Consider the following 20,485-nt stretch of genomic DNA (forward strand, 5'->3'; position numbering starts at 1 on the left):
CTCCGAACTGCCCCTCATCCCCGCCTGACCACCACACCACAAGTGGTAACCAGGGCGTGGGGCAGGTCAAGATGTCACCTATCCGTGCAGCAGACCCGCACGATAACGGAGCTAGTCCGCGTGGTGGTTGGGCCAGTCACGGCCTTGCGCATGGAACGGCTAGTCGTCCCGCCAGTACGTCTCGACGGCCTCAGCCCGCAGCGCCTCCCCCGCCTCGTCCGCGCCCGCACGCCGGCCTCGCTGGTGTGCCGTGCTGCGGCGAGGGCGGCACGGGCCTTCGAGCGCCACGCTCCCTTGCCGAACTCCCTAGGCGCGTCCCACGCGCCCTCGCTGCCGGGGTGTGCGTGGGGGAACAGCGCCCGCGCCACCCGTCCCACGCCTCCCGTGCCTGCTCGGTCACGTCGGCGGGCGGGGTGGCGAGCAGGCCAGCGGCGCGCTCGATGCGCTCAGCACATGCGATTAGGTCGCGGACCTGGGCGGTGTCGACGCTGTACTGCTCGACCAGTCGCGCGGCCTGGCTCGCATGGTGTCGGCCACCTCCGCAGCACGTCGGCGGGGCGCGGGGCTGGGCTGGTCTCATTGCGCCATGGACCTGACCTACGAGGGCTGTGGAGTCCTCGCGACCCTGATCCCCGTCTACCTGCTCCTGTGGCACGTCGGCTCGGACCGGCTCGCCCGAGTTCCACGTCGAGCGGCTCCGCGGCAGGCTCGCTTCCTCAAGGCGGAGGCCGTGGCGCAGATCTGCCTGCTCACTGCCGTGGAGGTCGTATGCCTGTGGGGACTGCTCAACGATCGCGGCTTGACCGGGGCGATCGCGGGGCTCGTGGTGGGCTCGACCATCGGGGTCGTCATCGGCACGGGCGCTCACCTCGTCGTCGGAATCGTGCTTCCGAGCCCGCGTGAATGACGCACGACCCCAGCGGTCGTCGGTACGTGGCACGGGCAGGAACGGCGCGCCGGCTCGTCAAGTTCGTTGTCCCAGGCAGTGCCGGATTGGACACGCGGCACGCTCAGCCCGCGTCGTCGGGCTCGCCCGGATCTGCCGCACTGAGGGCGGCTACGCTCGCCCGGATCTGCCGCCGGCCGGGCGCGTCTGCCGATGAGCGAGCGGCCTGGTCTGCCATGAGCGGGTCGGTCGTCCTAGGGTCGACGCCGTGGCCCTTGCAGCGGTGATCTTCGATCTGGACGGAACCCTGTTCGATCACTCAACTGCATCGATCTCCGCCGTGCGTGCATGGGTCGAGTCATTGGGGCGCACCAGCAGTCCCGACCTCGAAGCGGCCTGGTTCGACGCGGAGGAGCGCCACTTCCGCGACTGGTGCGACGGGCTCATCACCTTCACCGAACAGCGTCGACGGCGGCTACGCGAGGTGCTACCGCTCCTGCAGCAGCCGGTCGGAGACGACGCCGCACTCGATCGTCTCTTCGCCGACGGTTACCTCCACGCATACCGGCAGGCGTGGTGCGCCTACACCGACGTTGCCGACTGCCTGCTGGCCGTGGAGCGCTCCGGGCTCCGCACGGCCGTGCTGACCAACGGCACCGTTGAGCAGCAGAACGCCAAGATCCAGGCCATCGGCCTCGCGGGACGCGTCGGACCCGTGCTCACTGCCGAAGAACTCGGCGCCGCCAAGCCAGCCCCAGCGGCCTTCGCAGCAGCGTGCGATCGGCTCGATGTCTGTCCCAGCTCGGCCCTCTACGTGGGCGACGACTACGAGGTCGATGTTCTCGGCGCGCGCGCTGCCGGGCTGCGCGCCGTCCTGATCGATCGCGCGGGGACCGGTCCTGCCAACGAAGCCGACCGTATGGGCAGCTTGTTGGAACTAGCAGCCCGGCTCACCTGAAGCCGCGCGTGCCCCACGATCGGGAACGAGACGCCCGCGACCTCGCCCGGATCCGCCGCGGCGCGGGCGTCGTCACGCTCCTCGTCGGGTGCTCGGCGCGGCCATCCGGGGTGGCAAGGGCGCACTCGGGTTGTCCTCGCGAGAGGTTCAAGAAGGCCAGGAAGTAGACCGCGGTGTGCCGCCGCTCCGCCCCCTCGCAGGCGCCGGCGAGCCACGCGGGGCGCACGCTCGTGCCGCACCGGGCGCGGTCGTGCCGACGGTGGGACTGTTCGCGTGGACGACCACGCGCCAGCGGTCGACAGCTGTTCAGTCGTTCACCTGCCGTGTGCGCTCACCTGGGCGATCAAGCGGTCAACCTCTCGGCGCGTCCGCAGTCGATGGAACGTGATGTGCCTCCACTGGGGATCGTTCATCGCCCTTGCGTAGCGCTCCTGCGTGCGGGCGTACGTCGTCCAGGCCCACCAGAGGATCGACTCCTCGCCGCGCCAGAACATGAGGCCACGCCAGTTTTCGCGGTTGCCGTCCCACAACTCCTGCCGGGTGGTCACGCGACGCACGGTCCGGGTCACGGACTGCCACGTAGCGCGCCATCGCGGTGGGCTGACCCACACGACCGTGTCCGCCCTGGTCCACACCTGAGGACCGATCTTGCTCCAGTAGTTCCCGTCGACGACCCACGCCTCACCGGAGGTTGCGGCCCTCACGCGCTCGGACAGCTCGGCCGTGGTCGCGGCGCTCCAGTTCTCTCCCCAATGCAAGGCGTCGAGCTCGACGTGGGGGACCGACAGCGCCTCAGCCAGCTGTCGGGCGACGGTCGTCTTGCCAGAGCCCGAGCTGCCGACGACCGAGACGCGCTTCATGGTTCCAAGACCCTAGGAGCAAGCGCACTCATCTGCCGCACTGAGGGCGGCTACGCTCGCCCGGATCTGCCGCTCTCCGCGCGGCCTGGCTCTCGATGCCTGCCCACGGGCTGACCCGTCACTCCTCAGCGGTGCGGAGCTTCCGCCGAGGAGCGGGGCGGACAGCGTCCCGAACCCGGCGACGCGGCGGTGTCGACGCACGCGATCTGTAGGTTCTCCAGCATGGCGATACTCCACTCCGGGACGACCATCCGGCCGACCAAGGCCGAGCTGCTGGAGACGGAGCTCAGCGGGCCCGTCGAGGTCCTCGGCTCCTACCGTCTCGACGACCCTGCGGGCGAGGTCGGAGTCGAGGCGTTCGTGGTGCGACGCGGCGCAGAGCTGAAGCACGTGGTGCTCACCTACCGCGGCGCCCCGCTCGACGTCGACGGCGCGCGGCTGGTGAGCACGATGGAGCACTCCGCACTGGGCCGGCGCTGGGTCTACGACGGGACCACGGACCCGGTCGCGATCGACTGCTACCGCCGGGCGCTCCGCGGGGAGCAGCGCGAGGCGGTCCTCGAGCTCTGGGCGGACGGCCGGCTCGTCGGGACCCGGGAGCCGACCGTCCGGTTGAGCACGCGGACAGGGGCGCCGACACACGGGACCACCGTCAGGATCCTCCGAGACCTCGGCGACCCGGGCAGCGCTCCGGCGCTCGTGGCGCACTGGACCGGCGGCGAGGCCGTCGTCGCGGACCTCGGCGACTGACCGCGCAGATCACCGCCTGACCCTGCAACCACCCGACAGCAAGTCCGTCGATCAGACCCCAGCCGAGTCGACCGACGACGACGCCACGCGGACGGCGTCGCCGTCGGGCACCACGGTGCAGCGCAGCGTGACGTCCCCGTGGTCGTCGTCGGCCACCGGGACGACGACCGCCCACCAGCCGGAGTCCTCGACGCCGACCTCGACCGCGCCGAGAGCACCGTCTGAATCGACCGCGAGCCCGTGGTCGCGGGCGCCGGCGTCGAGGCAGCCGGCCACGGCGGCCCCGGCGACGGAGACAGGCGCGTCTGCCGACGACGCCCCCTGCACGCACCCGGTCAGGGCCGCCGTGGCGAGCACGGCAGGCAGTGCCGCCGCGCGCGCCGTCACCGTTCGGGACCGCGCGGGTCCTCGTCGACGCTCGTGACCGTCGTCAGCAGGAAGACCGAGTCCTCCTCCGCGACGACGCCGTGCCGTCGGTGGGTGAGCACCTCGAGCGTCCCGGCGACGAGCACGGGCGAGTCCTGTCCGGTCACGCGCACGGCGCCCTCGAGCACCTGGATGCTCGCGGCCGGCGGCGAGTTGTGCTCGGCGAGCTCGGTCCCGGCGCGCAGCGCGATCACCGCCTGACGCAGGACGCCGTCGTGGAGCACGAGCTCGGTGCTGCGGCCGTTCGCCGCGCTGCGGGCGACGGCGAGGTGGTGCTCGGCGATGCGGGGCAGGTCGACCATCGTGCCTCCAGGGTCGGGGTTGGGACCCATCTCAGCACCGCGAGCGCGGGCCGGACAGTCCAGACGGGCTTCGAGCAGCCCCGATCACGGCCGGGAACCGCCCGACGCACGCCCGCCGACGACGAGGCCCGGCCGCTCCAGGAGCAGCCGGTCCTCGCGGGAGGGCGCCGTGGCGCGTCAGTACGTGAACGCCGAGACGCGCGTGCGCAGGTCGGCCGACATCCGCGCGAGGTCGACGACGGACGCCTCGAGCTGACCGACGACCTCGCTCGACGTCGACGCGGCCGTCGCGACCGCCGTCATGTTCGTCGCGATCTCGCCCGAGCCCATCGCGGCCTCGGCCACGCCGCGCGACATCTCGGTCGTCGTCGCGGTCTGCTCCTCGACGGCGGACGCGATCGTCAGCTGGAAGTCGTTGATGCTCGCGATGATCTGCGAGATCCGACCGATCGCCTCGACCGCACCCGCCGTGTCGCCCTGGATCGCCTCGACCCGCCGCGCGATGTCCTCGGTCGCCCGCGCCGTCTCCTGCGCGAGCTCCTTGACCTCGCCGGCGACGACGGCGAAGCCCTTGCCCGCCTCCCCGGCGCGCGCCGCCTCGATCGTCGCGTTGAGCGCGAGCAGGTTCGTCTGCTCGGCGATCGAGGTGATGACCTTGACGACGTTGCCGATCTCCTGGCTCGACGTGCCGAGCTTCGCGACGGTCTGGTTGGTCGCGGCCGCCACGTCGGTGGCCTGCGCCGCGACCTTCGCGGCCTCCGTCGCGTTCTGCGCGATCTCGCGGATCGACGCACCCATCTGCTCGGTGCCCGCGGCGACGGCCTGCACGTTGCGCGAGACCTCCTCGGCGGCGGCCGCGACGACCCCCGCCTGCGCCGACGTCTCCTCCGACGTCGAGGACACCTGCGCCCCGGCGGCGGACATCTCCTCGCTCGCGGCGGCGATGGTCACGCTCGTCTCGACGACGCCCGCGAGGATCTCCCGCAGCGACGCCTGGGCGGTGCGTGCGGACGCGGCCATCCGGCCGAGCTCGTCCTGGTCGTCCACGTGCGCGGCGACGGTCAGGTCGCCGTCGGCCATCGCCTCGAGGCTCACGCTGACCTCCTGCAGCCCGCGCGTGATGCGTCGCGTGACGACGACGGCGAGCGCGCCCGCCACCGCGGCACCCACGGCGAACCCGACGAGCAGCCCGAGCAGGACCCGCTCGATCTCCGCCGACGCCGCGCGCTGCACGGCCTCGACGCGGTGCGTGATCTGCCCGTCGGCGAGCATGAGCGCGCGGCCCGCGTTGTCGGGGTCGCCCGCGACGGACGCGCCGAGCGCCGCCTCGAGCCCCGCGGAGTCGCCCGCGCGGACGTAGGGCATGAGCACGGTGTCGCGGTAGTCGACCCACGCCGCCCACCGCGTGCCGAAGTCCGCCCACTGCTGCGTGCGGGACTCGTCGAACGCCGACACGGTGCTGATGAGCTCGGCCGCACGGCGGTCGTTCCACGCCGACGAGGTGAGCAGCTGCGTGCGCTGCGACTCGTCCGTCGCGGCGGCAGCACGCCGCACCAGCAGGTGGCTGGTCTGCTGCACCGCGCGCAGCTCGGCCATCGACCCCTGGAGGTCGTCGGTGAGCGTCCGGACGGTCTGGAGCGTCTGGTTCGCGCGGACCAGCGCGAGCGCGCCGATCCCGCCGACGACGGCGAACACGAGCGCGAGCACCGTGAGCGACGCGCCGATCTTCACCGCCACCGGGCGGTCCCAGAACCACGCTCCCCGGCGACGCACGGCCCGGTCCTCGACCGGGTCGTCGTGGGCCGCCTCGACGGCCGTGGTCCGGGGGCTCATGCGAGGTCCTCCTGCGTGTAGTAGCCGCTCTCGACGAGCACCTGCTGGTAGTTCTCCTTGGTGACGACCTGCGACGCGAGGAGGTACGACGGCACGACCATGACGCCGTTGTCGTACGACGTGACGTCGTTGGTCTCGGGCTCGCGCCCGTTGAGCAGCGCGTCGACCATCGAGACGGCGACCTCGGCGAGCTGGCGCGTGTCCTTGTAGATCGTGGAGGTCATCTCGCCGGCGGCGACGGCCTTCACCGCGGCGACGTCGGCGTCCTGGCCCGTGACGACCGGCCACGGCTGCGCGGCGGTGCCGTAGCCCCGCTCGGCGAGCAGCGCGAGGACCGGCACCGAGATGATGTCGGCCGGCGCGAGGACGGCGTCCAGGCGCGTGTCGGCGTAGTGCTCGTCGAGGATCGCGCCGAGCCGCTGGGCGGCGGTCTCGCCGTTCCACTGCTGCGTCGCGATGGTCGCGAAGTCGGTCTCGCCCGAGGTGACGACGAGGACGCCCTCGTCGATCCACGGCTGGAGCACGCTCATCGCGCCCTCGTAGAAGACGGTGGCGTTGTTGTCGTCCGCCGAGCCCGCGATGAGCTCGACCGCGAACGGGCCGACCTCACCCGTGGGCTCGCCCGTGCCGTCGACGACGCCGAGGCCCTGGAGCAGCGACGTGGCCTGCTGGACGCCGACCCGCGCGTTGTCGAACGTCGCGTAGTAGGCGATGTCGCCGCTGTCCCGGATGAGGCGGTCGTAGGCGATGATCGGGATGTCCTGCGCCGCGGCGTCCGCGAGGACGTCCTTGAGCGCGCTGCCGTCGATCGACCCGACGACGAGCGCGTCCGCGCCCGCGTCGATCATCTGCTGGATCTGCTCGATCTGCGTCGGGACGTCGTCCTCGGCGAACTGCAGGTCCACCTCGTGGCCGAGGTCCTCGAGCTGCGCCTTGACGTTCTCGCCGTCGGCGATCCAGCGCGGCGACGTCGTCGTCGGCATCGCGACGCCGACGAGCTGCGCGTCGCCGGACCCGGTGGGGTCGGCGTCGCCGGGGGCGCACGCCGCGAGGGTCGTCACGAGTGCGGTTGCCAGGGTCAGGGCGCCGGCCAGGGCGGCCGGGCGGGCGGGGCGTCTCATCGCTGCTCTCTCCACGGTGGTTCGGCCCAGGTCCCGGGCCAGGGGTCCCATCGGCCGCCTCGGCGGCGCGGTGAGCGCCGCGACGCCGACCGGGCGAGGTTCACCCGGGTGGCGGTCGCGGCCCGCCCGCCCACCCGCCCGTCGACGTGGTGGCCGAGCGGCGCCGCGCCGCCCGGGCCGGTCAGTAGGTGAAGGACGCGACGCGTCCCTGCAGGTCCGCGGCCATGCGCGCGAGCTCGACGACCGAGTCACGCATCTGCGCGACCGTCCCGCTCGACGCCGACGCGGTCTCGGCCACCCCGGTGATGTTCGCCGCGATCTGGCCGGAGCCGGTCGCCGCCTCCGTCACACCGCGGGACATCTCGGTGGTCGTCGCGGTCTGCTCCTCCACCGCGCTCGCGATGGTGAGCTGGAAGTCGTTGATCCGGGCGATGATCTCGCTGATCCGGCCGATCGCCTCGACCGCGCCCGTCGTGTCCGCCTGGATCGTCTCGACCCGCCGCGCGATGTCCTCGGTCGCACGCGCGGTCTCCTGGGCGAGGTCCTTGACCTCACCGGCGACGACGGCGAAGCCCTTGCCGGCCTCGCCCGCGCGCGCCGCCTCGATCGTGGCGTTGAGCGCCAGCAGGTTGGTCTGCTCCGCGATCGAGGTGATGGTGCGGACGACGTCGCCGATCTGCTGCGACGACGAGCCGAGCTGCGAGACGGACGCGTTCGCCTCGTCGGCGACCTGCGTCGCCTGGGCCGCGACGCGTGCGGCCTGGCTCGAGCTCTGGGCGATCTCGCGGATGCTGGCCCCCATCTCCTCGGCACCCGCCGCGACGGCCTGGACGTTGCGCGAGACCTGCTCGGCCGCCGCCGCGACGACGCCCGCCTGCGCGGACGTCTCCTCGGCCCCGGCCGACACCTCCGCCCCTGCGGCGGACATCTCCTCGGACGCCGCGGCGATCGTGGTGCTCGCCTCGGCGACCTGCGCGAGCGTGGCGCGCAGCGCGTCCTGAGCGGTCGCGAGCGACGCGGCCATCGCACCGATCTCGTCCCGCGTGCGGACGTCGGCCGTGACGGTCAGGTCGCCGTGGCCCATCGCGTCGATCGCCCCCTGGAGCCGCGCGATCGAGCGGCGCGTGCGCCGGGCCAGCACGAGGGTCACCGCGACGACGGCGGCGAGGACGACGGCGAGCACCGCGGCGTTGACGGTGGCCAGGCGGGACTGGGACGCGCCGATCGCCGCCTCGGCCTCGGCCCGACGCTCCTCGAGCGAGCCGAGCAGCGTGCCCGTCTCCGCGATGATCTGCTCGTAGACCGGGTACACCTCGTCGATGATCGCCGCGTCGCCCGCGTCGATGCTCTCCTCCGTGTCCTGCCGGTAGTGCGCGACGACCGCGTCGTCGGCGACGAAGAACTCGTCCCACAGGACGACGGTGCGGTCGAAGACCTCGCGCTCGGCGGGAGTGAGCAGGTCGACAGGGGTCGCCGCGAGCGTGTCACGCAGGCCCTGGGCGGAGACGAGGTAGCCGGCGCGGTTGAGGTTCTCGTCGTCGACGGCGGCGGCACCACCCATCTTCCGGACGTCACCGGCGTAGGCGACCTGCCAGCCGGTCACGTCGGAGTTGTACATGCGCATGTCCTGGATCGACGAGGTCACGGTCGCGAGGCCGTCCAGGACGGCGACCTCCTCGGCGACCGCACGCGCACCGATACCCGATGCGGCGGTCACGGCGACCGCGCCGAGCACCCCCACCGCGCCGACGGCGAGGAACCGCCCCGTCATGCCGCGCAGCCCCGCTGCGCCCGCTCGTCCACCCATCGGTCCTGCTCCTCCCGCACGCCCACCGCGGGCCTGCACCGGCCGATCGGTCGGTGCAGGCGGAGGATGAGCGGTCGTGCGGTGCGGACGTGGTGTCCCGTTGGAGGGTCGGCACAAGGGCAGAGGGAGAGACGTTGTGAGGTCCTACGACCGTGAACCTACGGTCCCGTAACCTACGCTGGCGTAAGCCCGGTCACCGCCCGAGAGGACCCCGCGTGATCTCGACCGCCCAGCCGACCGTCGAACCACCGCTCGTCCAGCTCCTCACCCCCACGGGTGAGCGGGTGCACGACCCCGAGTACTCGCCGCGCGTCGACCACCTCGACGCGGACGCCCTGCGCGGGCTCTACCGCGACATGGTGCTCGTGCGCCGCTTCGACACCGAGGCGACCGCGCTGCAGCGCCAGGGCGAGCTCGGCCTGTTCGCGCCGTCGCTCGGCCAGGAGGCGGCCCAGGTCGGGTCCGGCCGTGCGCTCGCCGCGCAGGACTACGTGTTCCCGTCCTACCGCGAGCACGGCGTCGCGCACACCCGCGGCCTGGACCTCACGGACATCCTCAAGCAGTTCCGCGGGATCGACCACGGTGGCTGGGACCCGCGGGCGCACAACTTCCACCTGTACACGCTGGTCATCGGCTCGCACACGCTGCACGCCGTCGGCTACGCGATGGGCGTGCAGCGCGACGGCCTCGTCGGCACCGGCGACCCCGCCCGCGACACCGCCGTCGTCGCGTACTTCGGCGACGGAGCGACGTCGCAGGGCGACACCAACGAGGCGTTCGTCTTCGCCGCGGTGAACAACGCGCCGGTCGTGCTGTTCTGCCAGAACAACCAGTGGGCGATCTCCGAGCCCAACGAGCGCCAGTCACGCGTGCCGATCGTCGAGCGGGGACGCGGCTTCGGCGTCCCGAGCGTGCGGGTCGACGGCAACGACGTCCTCGCGTGCTACGCCGTCATGTCGGAGGCGCTCGAGCGGGCCCGCACGGGCGGCGGCCCGACGTTCGTCGAGGCGTACACGTACCGGATGGGTGCGCACACGACGTCCGACGACCCGACGCGGTACCGCTCGGCGGCCGAGGAGGCGTCCTGGCGCGCCAAGGACCCGATCGACCGCCTCCGCGCGTACCTGGCGGCGGCCGGCGAGCTCCCCGAGTCCTTCGTCACCGCGCTCGCCGACGAGGGCGACGCGCTCGGCCGGCACATCCGGTCGACCGTCCTCGCGATGACCCCGCCGGACAAGAGCACGATCTTCGAGCACGTCTACGCCGACGTCCACGCGGTCGTCGAGCGCGAGCGCGAGTGGTTCGCGCAGTACGAGTCGGCGTTCGCCGACGACGCCGCCCACGCCGGAGGTGCCCGATGACGACCCCCGCCTCCCGCCCGGCCGACGCGCCGACGGAGCGCCTCACGCTCGGCAAGGCGCTCAACCTCGGCCTGCGTCGCGCGCTCGAGGCCGACCCGTCCGTCCTGCTCATGGGCGAGGACATCGGCACGCTCGGCGGCGTCTTCCGCGTGACCGACGGCCTGCAGAAGGACTTCGGTCCCGACCGCGTCGTCGACACCCCGCTCGCGGAGTCCGGCATCGTCGGGACGGCCATCGGCCTCGCGCTGCGCGGCTACCGCCCGGTGTGCGAGATCCAGTTCGACGGGTTCGTGTTCCCCGCGTTCGACCAGATCACGACGATGCTCGCGAAGATGCACTACCGCTCGCGCGGTGCGCTCTCGCTGCCCGTCGTGATCCGCATCCCGTACGGCGGCGGCATCGGCGCGGTCGAGCACCACAGCGAGTCCCCCGAGGTGCTGTTCGCGCACACGGCCGGCCTGCGCGTCGTCAGCCCGGCGACGCCGTCGGACGCGTTCACGATGATCCAGGAGGCGATCGCCTCACCGGACCCCGTGATCTTCCTCGAGCCCAAGGCCCGCTACTGGGACAAGGCCGACGTCGCCGTCGGGACCGGCACCGTGCGCGGCGACGGCATCGACCGGGCGCGCGTCGTCCGCCCCGGCACGGACGTGACGCTCGTCGCGCACGGCCCGAGCGTCCACACCGCGCTGCGTGCCGCCCAGGCCGCGGCCGACGACGGCACGAGCATCGAGGTCGTCGACCTGCGGTCGATCTCGCCGCTCGACACCGAGACGGTCGTCGCCTCGGTGCGTCGCACGGGGCGCTGCGTCGTCGTGCACGAGGCGCCCGTGCTGTACGGGACCGGCGGCGAGCTCGCCGCGCGCGTGACCGAGGAGTGCTTCTACAGCCTCGAGGCGCCCGTGCTGCGCGTCGGCGGCTTCCACACCCCCTACCCGGTGTCGCGCCTCGAGCACGACTACCTGCCGAGCGTCGACCGCGTGCTCGACGCCGTGGAGCGCGTGCTCGCACACTGACGACGACGGCGCGCCGCGCCGCGCGTCCCGCGCACGACGCCGACCGTCCCGACCGACCCGTCCCCCAGGAGCCGCAGTGCCGAGGTTCGAGCAGTTCCGTCTCCCCGACGCCGGTGAGGGCCTGACCGAGGCCGACATCGTGCAGTGGCACGTCGCGGTCGGCGACCGCGTCGAGGTCAACCAGACGATCGTCGAGATCGAGACCGCGAAGTCGCTCGTGGACCTGCCGTGCCCGTACGCGGGCGTCGTGACGCAGGTGCTGGTCGAGGAGGGCGCGACGGTCGACGTCGGCACCCCGATCATCACCGTGGACACCGACCCCGACGCCGGGCCGGCGGACGCCCCCACGACCCCGGCAGCCGCCGACTCCACACCTCCGACCGCGGCGGTCGAGGCCGCCGAGGTCGTCGCGGCCGACGCGGGCACGATGCAGGACCCCGAGACCGAGACGTCCGGCAGCGGTGCGGTGCTCGTCGGGTACGGCGTCGCCGACCACGGCACGACGCGTCGGGCCCGCCGCGCACCCGGGACGCCCGTCGCGACGTCGTCGGCCGCGGACCTGCCGACGCCCGAGCGCGTCGTCGCCGCGGCACCCGCACGCCCCGCGCCCTGGCCCGCGCAGGCCGCACCGGCCCCCGCGCAGCGCTCGGCGACCGCGGGCGACGGGTCGGGCGTGCTCGCCAAGCCGCCCGTGCGCAAGCTCGCCAAGGACCTCGGCGTCGACCTGCACACCGTCTCGCCGACCGGCCCGGGCGGGATCGTCACGCGCGAGGACGTCGTCGCACGCGCCGAGCAGAACTCGGCCGAGACGATGGCGACCTACCCGGGCGACGAGCCGTGGCTCGCGTCGGGGACCGTGTCCCCGGACGGCCGGACGACGCGCGTCCCCGTGCGCTCGGTCCGCAAGCGCACCGCCGAGGCGATGGTCGCGAGCGCCTTCACGGCACCGCACGTGTCGGTGTTCCACACGGTCGACGTGACACGGACGATGCGCCTGGTCGAGACGCTCCGCGCCGACCGCGAGTTCGCGGACGTGCGGGTCACGCCGCTGCTGATCGCCGCGAAGGCGCTGCTCATCGCGGTCAACCGGCATCCCGAGGTCAACGCGAGCTGGGTCGACGAGTCGCAGGAGATCGTCTACAAGCACTACGTCAACCTCGGCATCGCGGCGCAGACCCCGCGCGGGCTGATCGTGCCGAACATCAAGGACGCGCACCGCCTCACGCTGCACGAGCTCGCGCTCGCGCTCGCGGACCTCACGGCGACGGCACGCGAGGGACGGACGACGCCGAGCGCGATGTCCGACGGGACGATCACGATCACGAACGTCGGCGTGTTCGGGATCGACACCGGGACGCCGATCCTCAACCCGGGCGAGTCGGCGATCCTCGCGTTCGGCGCGATCCGTCAGCAGCCGTGGGTCCACAAGGGCAAGGTCAAGGCGCGCCACGTCACGCAGCTGGCGCTGTCCTTCGACCACCGCCTGGTCGACGGCGCGCTCGGGGCGAAGCTCCTCGCCGACGTCGCGGCGGTGCTCGAGGACCCGGCGCGCGCGCTCGTCTGGGGCTGAGCGCGACGGCGCGCCGTCGTCCCCCGGGGGACGACGGCGCGCACGCCCGACGATCAGCAGGTCACGTGCGGGTTCCACGCGGCGAAGACGCCGTCGGGGTTCGCCACCTCGGTCCACACGTGCAGGTCGTAGTGCACGGGCATGTCCGGGGAGTGCCCCGGCATGGGGCCGTCGAACGGCCGGCCGCCGAGCACGGGGGTCGGCTGACCGACCGCGGGCTGCCAGTACTCGACCCCGAGCAGGCGCAGCCCGCCCTCGGCGTCGGGACCGTAGAGGAGGATCTGCGGCGTCGCAGGATCGACCGGCGCACCCGGCGCGACGAGGCCCGGGTTGAGGTAGTGGATGCCCATCCCGCCGTCGGGCGAGGTCTCGCAGCCGCTGACCGGGACGTAGCCCGCGTCGAGCGCGACCTGCACGTCGCGGTACTGCGCCGTCGCGCGTCGCACCTCGGCGACGAGGCCGCCGACGGCGGCGCGCGAGTGGGTCGCCGACGCGGGTGCGTCGTCGTGGTCGTGGCCGTCGTGGGCCGACGCGGCCGCAGCGGGTGCGAGCAGCGCCGCGGCAGCGACGGCCACGGCGGCGGCGGTGGTCCGGGTGGTGCGGGGGGTGACGGACATGGGGGTGGGTCTCCTTCGGGAGGGGTGGGTCGAGCTGGACAGGTCGTGATCGCTGGGATGTCGGGGGGTCACAGGCGCCGGGTGCGCACGGGCGCGAGGCCGTCGCGCAGCACGGCGTCGGGGTCGTACCGGTCGGCCACGGCGGACAGGCGCGCGCGCGTCCCGTCGTCGTAGGCACGCGCGAGGCGCTGCTCGCCCGGGGCGGCCGCGAAGTTCGGCAGGAGCCCTCCCGTGGTCCACGGGGCGAGCGCCGAGCGGACCGCCTCGCCGTGCGGACCGACGAGGTCCGCGACGGGCGGCACGAGCATCCCGATGACGTTGAGCGTGTACGCCGCGTCGCGGTGGTCCACCGCGTCGCCCTCCTCCGGGCGGCGGCCCACCGCACCACCGAGCTGCCGGATCTCGACGATCGCCTGGGGCGACCGCGAGCCCGGCCCGGCGACCGCGAGGAGCGCGTCCACGGCCTCGGCCGGCAGCTCGCGGAGCAGGTCCGACGTCTCGGCGGCGGGGAGCGGGTCGACCGGATCGGCGTGGACGGACCCGAGCTCCGGGCCTGTGAGGAGGCGCACGCCGTCGATCAGGGGCGCCGCAGCGCCGCGCATCGGCGCGAGCCGCTGCTCGCCGTCGGCGGGGTCGCCCGTCCAGACGAACCGGACGGACACCGTGAGGCGACCCGCGAGGGGCTCGGGCACCCCCGGCATCGGGGGCAGCTGGACGAGAGCGACCGACGTCGTGGCCGCCTCGGGCAGGTCGGCGGACCACGTGCGCCAGGTGTGCAGGACCGCGGCGGCGTCGGCGCCGTCGAACCACAGGGCCCCACCGAGGAAGCGGCCCAGTGGGACGAGGTCCATCTCGACCGCGGTGACGATGCCCGCCGCCCCCTTCCCGCCACGCAGGGCCCAGAACAGGTCGGGGTGCTCGAACCGCGTCGCGCGCCGCAGCACGCCGTCGCCCGTGACGACCTCGAACGCGCGCACGAGGTCCGACGCGAGGCCCACCGACCGGGCGAGCGGACCGAGCCCGCCACCGGTCGTGTAGCCGACGACGCCGACGTGGGGCGACGAGCCGGCCGCGCCGACCAGGCCGTGCGGCGCCGCGGCCTCGAGGACCTGCTGCCAGCGCACCCCGGCTCCCGCGCGGGCCCACCCGTCCGGGTGGACGACGCACTCGTCGAGCCGACCCGTGTGGACGAGCAGCGCCCCGTCGAGCCCCTCGACCGCGCCGTGGCCCGTCGAGCGGACCGCGACGCGCAGCCCGTGCCGGTGCGCTGCCCGCACGGCAGCGACGACGTCGTCGGCGCTCCGCGCGTCCACGACGGCTGCCGGACGGGACGCGACGGCCAGGTTCCAGGGCGTCGCGAGGGCCGCCCAGCGCTCGTCGTCGGGGACGACGACGGCACCGGGGAGGGCCGCACGCAGGTCGGCGAGCGCCGCTGCCGTGAGGGTGGACGCAGGGTTCGGGTCGGTGGTGGTCGGGGGGGTCGTGCTGGTCATGGTGGCCTCCGTGGGGTTCGTGGTCCCACCGTGGAGGCGACCCCTGGAGCGACGCTCCAGGCGGCTGGTGCCTGCCTGGAGCCGCGCTGGAGCGCCGTCAGCGGCCGACGGAGAGCCCGCTCTGCCACGGCGAGCCGAGGCGGCGACCGTGCGCGAGCGCGCGCTCCCGGTGCATGCGGGCCGCCGCCTCGTCGCCGCGGGCCGCGGCGAGGTCGGCGAGCACCGCGTCGTAGGGACCCCAGACGGCGGTCGCCGTCCCCACCACCACCTGCCGGCCGGACAGCGGGAGCAGCTCGAGGTAGGACGCGTCGACGTCGGCGCCCGTCCGGAGCTCGAGCCACGCCCGCACGACGACGTGCGCGTCGGTCGTCCAGTCCTGCGGGAGGGCGGGCGCCCACCGGCGGCGGAGCCGACGGGCCTCCTCGGGGTCGCCGGCCTCGACCGCGGCGAGCACGGCGACGCTCTGCAGGAGCGGCACGCCCATGTCGCCCCCGTCGACCAGCAGGTCGAGCACCTCACCGACCCTGCCCTCGCGCCGTCGGAAGGTGAACCGGTGCAGCGCGAGGCAGCACTGGGCACCCCACAGGCTCGTGCGCCGGTAGAGCTCGTAGGCCTCCTCGGCCCGCTGCTCGGCGACGTCCCAGTCGCCCTCGAGCATCGCGAGCCCGGCCTCCTGGTAGAGGATGTGCGGCCGGACCTCCGGGCCGGTGAGCCCCTCGGCGAGCCGGGTCGCGCCGGCGAGGTCCTGCCGGAAGCCCTCCACGTCGCCGAGGTGCAGCCGCAGCGGACCCCGGTGCAGCCGCGCGAAGAACTCCGTGCGCGCGGGCAGTCCGCGCCCGGCGAGCGACATCGACTCGTCGGCGGCCTCCAGGCGCCGCTCGACCCGGTCGTCCGACCCCCACGTGACGAGGCCGTAGTTGTTGAGGGCGCGTCCGAGGACGACCGGGTCACCGAGGTCGCGCGCGATCTCGACCGCACGCGCCGCGTACGCGACCCCGTCCGCGCGTCGGTCGCTGTAGGCCAGCTCGACGCCGAGGGTCCCGAGCAGGCGCGCCTGGAGAGCCGGGTCGTGGTGCTGCGCGCGGTCGGCGAGGGTCCGCAGCAGGTGGACGAGGTCCTCGTCGACGACGCCGTACCCGCGCCAGTTCCACAGCGTCACGCCACCCCAGACGCTCGCGGCCTCGGCGAGCAGGACGGGGTCGTCGAGGCGTCGTGCGAGGTCGAGGGCCTCGGCGACGACGTCCTGCGCCTCGAGCAGGTGGCCCGTGCGGAGCAGGTCGTCACCCAGCGTGACGAGCAGGCGGTGCCGCTCGACGTCGTCCTCCCCGGGTGGCAGCAGCGAGAGGGCGCGCCGGGTGTGCGCGGCGGCCTCGGCGTGACCGACCCGCTCGCGCGCCGCCGCCGCGGCGAGGACCGCGTACCGGCGCGCGGGTGCCGCACCGAGCACCGGGACCGCGTGGAAGAGGTGGTGGGCCCGACGCTCGACCTCGACGCCGTCACCGCGCTGCTCGAGGGCACGCGCCACGCGCGCGTGCAGCCGGGCCTCGGTGACGCGCGGCATGCCGTCGAGCAGCGTCTCCTGGACGAGCGCGTGGCTGAAGCGCCAGCGCCACCCGTCCTCCTCCGTGAGCACGCCGCTGACCACCGCGGGTTCGAGCAGCTCGATGACCCGCTCGGCGTCCGTCTCCGCGGCGCTCTGGAGGAGTCCGAGCTCCACGTCACGCCCGACGAGCGCCGCGAGTCGCAGCAGCGCCGCGGTCTCCTCGGGAAGCCGTGTGAGGCGGTGCGACAGCACGTCGCGGACCGAGGGCGGGAGCGCGACGGGGCGTGCCGCCCCCTCGGCCAGGCCGTCCTCCGCTCGCAGGAGCCGGACCAGCTCGACGACGATGAACGGGTTGCCGTCCGTGCGGGAGTAGACCTCGCGCGCCAGTCCGTCCGGGTCGGGTGGCGCCTCGTCCTCGGTCGCTCGGAGAGTCGCCGTGACGAGGTCGCGGACGTCGCCCTCGCCGAGCCCCGCCAGCTGGATGCGCTGCGCGTGGGGTTCGCTCGCGATCGCGGCGAGGCACTCCGTGACGGCGAGCGGCAGGGCCTCCCCCACGGTCCGCACGGTGACGACGACGAGGAGCCGCATGTCCGCGAGGTGGTGCGCGAGCAGCTGGAGGAGCTGGACCGACGTCGTGTCCGCGGCCTGGAGGTCGTCGAGGACCACGAGGACGGGCGTGGTCGCGGCCGTGGCGCGCAGACGTCCTCGGATCTCCTCGAACACGGTGAACCGGGACCGGTCGGGGTCGTCCTCCGCGGGTGCCGCGAGCGGCTCGGTGCCGAGCGCGGACACGACGTTGGTCCACGGCCACAGCGACGGCGCCCCGGCGTCGTCCGCGCACCGGCTCCAGGCGACGCGCCAGCCCTGCGCCGCCGCGCTCGTCGCGGCCGCCTCGGCGAGCCGGGTCTTGCCGATGCCGGCCTCGCCCTCGAGCAGCAGCACCGAGCCGTGGCCCCGGGTGACCTCGGCCATCGCGGCGCGGATCCGCGCGCGCTCGGCGCGGCGGCCCACGAGCGACGCCTCCGTGACCTGCATCGGCTCCGCGGGGCGCGCAGCGGGCGGTGCGGGTGCGTGGAGCAGGTCCGGGTCCTGGCGCAGCACCGCCTCCTCGAGGGCCCGCAGCTCGGGGCCGGGGTCGATGCCGAGCTCGTCTCGCAGCAGCCGCGCCGCGGTGCGGCACGCCTCGAGGGCGTCGGCCTGACGGTGCGCCGCGTACAGGGCCTCGACGAGCCGTGCCCACACGCGCTCGCGCAGTGGGTGCTCGACGACGAGCCGCTCGAGGTCTACGACCGCGGCGTCCGGTCGGCCGAGCCGCAGCCGCACGGTCGCGAGGAGCTCACGGGCCTGGAGCCACAGCTCGGTGAGCCGTGCGCGCTCGGCGGCGGCGCCGACGTGGCGGTCGCCGAGCTCGGGGAACGGCTCACCGCGCCACAGCTCGATCGCGCTGACGAGCGGCGCCTCGGCGTCGGCGACCGCACCTGACTCGACCGAGTCGTGCGCAGCCGCGACGAGCCGGGGCAGGTGGAGGACGTCGACGGCGTCCGGCTCGACGACGAGCGCGTACCCCGGTGCCCGCGTCACCACGAGCGACTCCGTGCCGGGCGCGGCCAGGGCGCGGCGGAGCTGCGACACGTAGGTCTGGACGGTCCCCGTGGCCGACGGCGGGGGCGTGTCGCCCCAGAGCTGGTCGACGATGACGTCCACCGGCACCGGTCGGCCCGCGTCGGCGAGCAGCACCGCGAGCAGGGTCCGGACCTTGGCGCTCCCGAGCTCCACGCGGGTGCCGTCCGGCCGACGCACCTCGAGCGGTCCGAGCGCCCGGAAGTCCATGGCCGCAGCGTAGGACCGGGCCGGGGCGCGGCGGCAGGGGTCGGTGGTGGAGCCTCAGGCGGTCTCGCGGTCCACGGGCAGTGCAGCCGCGTGCCACTCGAGCACGCCGTCGGCGAGGCGTCGGGCCGTGCGCCCGTTGTCGCGCAGCATCCGGACGGCGTCGTGCGAGAGGACGCAGTACGGGCCGCGGCAGTAGGCCACCACCTCGGTGTCCTGGGGCAGGTCCGCGAGCCGGTCGGCGAGCTGCTCGAGCGGGATGGAGAGCGCCCCGGGGATGTGCCCGCCCGCGTACTCCTCGGCCGGGCGCACGTCGACGACCGTGACGGTGCCCGCCCGCGCGCGGCGCCACAGCTCGTCGCGGTCGATCTCCTCGGTGTCCTCCGGTCCGAGGAACGCCGACGCCGCGTCCGCGAGGTCCGGCAGGTGCGCCTCCGCGATCCGCTGCACCTGGAGGTACAGGGCCGCGACGTCCGGGCCCGCGAGCCGGTAGTAGACCCGGGTGCCGTCGCGGCGCGTGGTGACCAGCCGCGCACGGCGGAGCGCCTGGAGGTGCGCCGACGCTGTCGTGAGGTTCATCCCGGTCGCGCGCGCCAGCGCCTCGACCGACCGCTCGCCCTGCGCCATGAGGTCGACCAGCTCGAGACGCCGCGGGCTCGCGAGCGCCTTGGTCACCCGCGCGAACTGATCGAACAGCGCGTCCTTCGCCTCACGTCGGCCCATCGGCTCACCTTCTTCTGGACAGCACGTCGTCCGACACCCTAGCGTCCTGTTCTGTTGTTCCACAGAACATTGGAGAAGCCGTGGCGCGGTCGACGACATCCCCCGCACGCTCCTCCGTCGCGGTCGTCGAGCCGCCCGAGCAGCGCCGGACGCTGATGGTCCTCGTGACCGCCCAGGTGCTCTCCGGCGCCGGGCTCGCCGCCGGGATCACCGTGGGCGCGCTGCTGGCCCAGGACATGCTCGGCGCGACCAGCCTCGCCGGGCTGCCGAGCGCCCTGTTCACCATCGGCTCCGCAGGTGCCGCGGTCACGGTGGGTCGCGTGTCCCAGCGCGCGGGCCGCCGCGCGGGCCTCTCGCTCGGCTACGTCGCGGGTGCGCTGGGGAGCGTCGGCGTCGTCGTCGCGGCCGTGCTCGACAGCGTGCCGCTGCTCTTCGCCGCCCTGTTCGTGTACGGCGCGGGGACCGCGACCAACCTCCAGGCGCGGTACGCGGGCGCCGACCTCGCCGCACCCTCCCGCCGCGGCCGCGCCGTCAGCACCGTGCTGGTCGCGACGACGCTGGGGGCCGTCGTGGGGCCGAACCTCGTGACCGTGATGGGTGCGGTCGCCGCCGGCCTGGGGATCCCTCGGCTCGCCGGGCCGTTCATCCTCGCCGCCGCCGCCTACGGCGCCGCGGGGGTCGTGCTGTGGGTGCTCCTGCGCCCGGACCCCCTGGTCCGCGCCCGCGAGCTCGCCGCGACGGAGGCCGCCGAGGCACGAGCCGACGGCCGCGCCGCGCCGCTCGACGTGGTCGCCCGGCCGCGCGTCGTCCTCCTCGCCGGCACCGTCATGGTCGTGAGCCAGCTCGTGATGGTCGCGATCATGACCATGACCCCGGTCCACATGCTCGCCCACGGCCACGGTGTCGCCGCGGCGGGCCTGGTCATCGCCGTCCACGTCGGCGCGATGTACCTGCCGTCGCCGCTGTCGGGGTGGCTCGTCGACCGGTTCGGTGCGCTGCCGGTGTCGGCGGCCGCCGGGGTGACCCTCCTCGCGGCGGGCGTCGTGGCGTCGACGGCGCCCGCGCACTCGGTCCCCGCGCTCGCCGTCGCGCTCGCGCTGCTGGGGCTCGGCTGGAGCCTCGGTCTGGTCTCGGGCACCGCGATGCTCGGCGACGCCGTGCCCCTCGCGGACCGGGCCAAGACCCAGGGGTCGATCGACCTCGCGATCGCGGTCGCCGGGGCGGGCGGCGGCATGGCCTCGGGCTTCGTCGTCGCGTCGACGAGCTACGCGACCCTCTCGCTCGCCGGTGGTGTCCTCGCGCTGGCCATCGTGGCGGCCGTGGCGGTGCTGCCGCGGCGGCACGTCGAGGCCTGAGGAACGCGCTCGGGTCGGAAGCGGTCGGCCCGGTCGA

Annotated in this window: 17 protein-coding genes; 7 read left to right on the forward strand and 10 right to left on the reverse strand. The window is 74.3% G+C overall.

The genetic code is table 11. The features are described 5' to 3' along the window. Positions 1–586 precede the first annotated feature (586 nt). Both IEV86_RS17180 and IEV86_RS17185 read left to right on the forward strand, forming a co-directional pair. Positions 587–907 carry a hypothetical protein gene (locus IEV86_RS17180; RefSeq protein ID WP_043607685.1) on the forward strand — a complete coding sequence of 107 codons (321 nt, stop codon included), beginning with the start codon at positions 587–589 and terminating at the stop codon, positions 905–907. A 247-nt stretch (positions 908–1,154) separates the two neighbouring features. Next, entirely contained in the window at positions 1,155–1,844 is a 690-nt protein-coding gene (locus IEV86_RS17185; RefSeq protein WP_081978804.1) for an HAD family hydrolase, read from the forward strand. A gap of 314 nt (positions 1,845–2,158) precedes the next feature. Here IEV86_RS17185 and IEV86_RS17190 read toward each other — a convergent pair whose 3' ends face one another. Next, positions 2,159–2,704: an AAA family ATPase gene (locus IEV86_RS17190; protein WP_043607686.1), complete on the reverse strand. Its 546-nt coding sequence runs from the start codon at positions 2,702–2,704 to the stop codon at positions 2,159–2,161. A gap of 222 nt (positions 2,705–2,926) precedes the next feature. On the opposite strand from IEV86_RS17190, the gene IEV86_RS17195 reads away from it, so the two are divergent. Next, positions 2,927–3,454: a maltokinase N-terminal cap-like domain-containing protein gene (locus IEV86_RS17195; protein WP_043607687.1), complete on the forward strand. Its 528-nt coding sequence runs from the start codon at positions 2,927–2,929 to the stop codon at positions 3,452–3,454. 51 nt (positions 3,455–3,505) lie between these two features. On the opposite strand, the gene IEV86_RS17200 is transcribed toward IEV86_RS17195, so the two are convergent. From IEV86_RS17200 to IEV86_RS17220, 5 genes are all read right to left on the reverse strand, one after another. Next, entirely contained in the window at positions 3,506–3,841 is a 336-nt protein-coding gene (locus IEV86_RS17200) for a hypothetical protein (RefSeq protein ID WP_043607688.1), read from the reverse strand. Further along, on the reverse strand, positions 3,838–4,212 hold the full coding sequence (locus IEV86_RS17205; protein ID WP_306460079.1) for a cupin domain-containing protein: 375 nt from the start codon (positions 4,210–4,212) through the stop codon (positions 3,838–3,840). The genes IEV86_RS17200 and IEV86_RS17205 overlap by 4 nt, the downstream gene beginning before the upstream one ends. A gap of 147 nt (positions 4,213–4,359) precedes the next feature. After that, complete coding sequence (locus tag IEV86_RS17210; protein WP_081978805.1) at positions 4,360–6,015, reverse strand: methyl-accepting chemotaxis protein; 1,656 nt, start codon at positions 6,013–6,015, stop codon at positions 4,360–4,362. After that, on the reverse strand, positions 6,012–7,136 hold the full coding sequence (gene chvE / locus IEV86_RS17215; protein WP_052426322.1) for a multiple monosaccharide ABC transporter substrate-binding protein: 1,125 nt from the start codon (positions 7,134–7,136) through the stop codon (positions 6,012–6,014). Before chvE ends, IEV86_RS17210 begins: the two co-directional genes overlap by 4 nt. A 181-nt stretch (positions 7,137–7,317) precedes the next feature. Next, positions 7,318–8,943, reverse strand: a complete 1,626-nt coding sequence (locus IEV86_RS17220) for a methyl-accepting chemotaxis protein (protein ID WP_043607690.1) — start codon at positions 8,941–8,943, stop codon at positions 7,318–7,320. 215 nt (positions 8,944–9,158) lie between these two features. Here IEV86_RS17220 and pdhA point away from each other — a divergent pair, with 215 nt between their 5' ends. The 3 genes from pdhA to IEV86_RS17235 all read left to right on the forward strand — a co-directional run bounded on the left by pdhA (position 9,159) and on the right by IEV86_RS17235 (position 12,890). Next, positions 9,159–10,304 (forward strand): pyruvate dehydrogenase (acetyl-transferring) E1 component subunit alpha, encoded by a 1,146-nt coding sequence (gene pdhA / locus IEV86_RS17225; RefSeq protein ID WP_188484826.1) that lies wholly within the window; start codon positions 9,159–9,161, stop codon positions 10,302–10,304. Further along, positions 10,301–11,320: an alpha-ketoacid dehydrogenase subunit beta gene (locus IEV86_RS17230; RefSeq protein WP_043607692.1), complete on the forward strand. Its 1,020-nt coding sequence runs from the start codon at positions 10,301–10,303 to the stop codon at positions 11,318–11,320. Before pdhA ends, IEV86_RS17230 begins: the two co-directional genes overlap by 4 nt. Before the next feature lie 76 nt (positions 11,321–11,396). Beyond that, complete coding sequence (locus IEV86_RS17235; protein ID WP_043607693.1) at positions 11,397–12,890, forward strand: dihydrolipoamide acetyltransferase family protein; 1,494 nt, start codon at positions 11,397–11,399, stop codon at positions 12,888–12,890. A gap of 53 nt (positions 12,891–12,943) precedes the next feature. On the opposite strand, the gene IEV86_RS17240 is transcribed toward IEV86_RS17235, so the two are convergent. From IEV86_RS17240 to IEV86_RS17255, 4 genes are all read right to left on the reverse strand, one after another. After that, positions 12,944–13,507, reverse strand: a complete 564-nt coding sequence (locus tag IEV86_RS17240) for a hypothetical protein (protein WP_043607694.1) — start codon at positions 13,505–13,507, stop codon at positions 12,944–12,946. Between the two features lie 68 nt (positions 13,508–13,575). Then, a complete protein-coding gene (locus tag IEV86_RS17245) occupies positions 13,576–15,000 on the reverse strand; it encodes an FAD-binding oxidoreductase (RefSeq protein WP_052426323.1) in 1,425 nt (474 codons plus the stop codon). Positions 15,001–15,097: 97 nt separating this feature from the next. Continuing rightward, on the reverse strand, positions 15,098–18,373 hold the full coding sequence (locus IEV86_RS17250; protein ID WP_043607696.1) for an ATP-binding protein: 3,276 nt from the start codon (positions 18,371–18,373) through the stop codon (positions 15,098–15,100). 54 nt (positions 18,374–18,427) lie between these two features. Then, a complete protein-coding gene (locus IEV86_RS17255) occupies positions 18,428–19,093 on the reverse strand; it encodes an ArsR/SmtB family transcription factor (RefSeq protein ID WP_043607698.1) in 666 nt (221 codons plus the stop codon). 80 nt (positions 19,094–19,173) lie between these two features. Here IEV86_RS17255 and IEV86_RS17260 point away from each other — a divergent pair, with 80 nt between their 5' ends. Next, entirely contained in the window at positions 19,174–20,448 is a 1,275-nt protein-coding gene (locus IEV86_RS17260; RefSeq protein WP_229734719.1) for an MFS transporter, read from the forward strand. Positions 20,449–20,485: the final 37 nt, after the last annotated feature.

Source organism: Cellulomonas carbonis, from assembly GCF_014636275.1.
In the GTDB taxonomy this organism is placed as follows: Bacteria; Actinomycetota; Actinomycetes; order Actinomycetales; family Cellulomonadaceae; genus Actinotalea; species Actinotalea carbonis.

What these genes read in the sequence shown, in the direction of transcription:
- IEV86_RS17240 (WP_043607694.1), bottom strand. Translation starts at nt 13,507, where the DNA reads ATGTCCGTCACCCCCCGCACCACCCGGACCACCGCCGCCGCCGTGGCC.
- IEV86_RS17195 (WP_043607687.1), top strand. Translation starts at nt 2,927, where the DNA reads ATGGCGATACTCCACTCCGGGACGACCATCCGGCCGACCAAGGCCGAG.
- chvE (WP_052426322.1), bottom strand. Translation starts at nt 7,136, where the DNA reads ATGAGACGCCCCGCCCGCCCGGCCGCCCTGGCCGGCGCCCTGACCCTG.
- IEV86_RS17205 (WP_306460079.1), bottom strand. Translation starts at nt 4,212, where the DNA reads ATGGGTCCCAACCCCGACCCTGGAGGCACGATGGTCGACCTGCCCCGC.
- IEV86_RS17180 (WP_043607685.1), top strand. Translation starts at nt 587, where the DNA reads ATGGACCTGACCTACGAGGGCTGTGGAGTCCTCGCGACCCTGATCCCC.
- IEV86_RS17255 (WP_043607698.1), bottom strand. Translation starts at nt 19,093, where the DNA reads ATGGGCCGACGTGAGGCGAAGGACGCGCTGTTCGATCAGTTCGCGCGG.
- IEV86_RS17230 (WP_043607692.1), top strand. Translation starts at nt 10,301, where the DNA reads ATGACGACCCCCGCCTCCCGCCCGGCCGACGCGCCGACGGAGCGCCTC.
- IEV86_RS17250 (WP_043607696.1), bottom strand. Translation starts at nt 18,373, where the DNA reads ATGGACTTCCGGGCGCTCGGACCGCTCGAGGTGCGTCGGCCGGACGGC.
- IEV86_RS17190 (WP_043607686.1), bottom strand. Translation starts at nt 2,704, where the DNA reads ATGAAGCGCGTCTCGGTCGTCGGCAGCTCGGGCTCTGGCAAGACGACC.
- IEV86_RS17245 (WP_052426323.1), bottom strand. Translation starts at nt 15,000, where the DNA reads ATGACCAGCACGACCCCCCCGACCACCACCGACCCGAACCCTGCGTCC.
- IEV86_RS17220 (WP_043607690.1), bottom strand. Translation starts at nt 8,943, where the DNA reads ATGGGTGGACGAGCGGGCGCAGCGGGGCTGCGCGGCATGACGGGGCGG.
- IEV86_RS17210 (WP_081978805.1), bottom strand. Translation starts at nt 6,015, where the DNA reads ATGAGCCCCCGGACCACGGCCGTCGAGGCGGCCCACGACGACCCGGTC.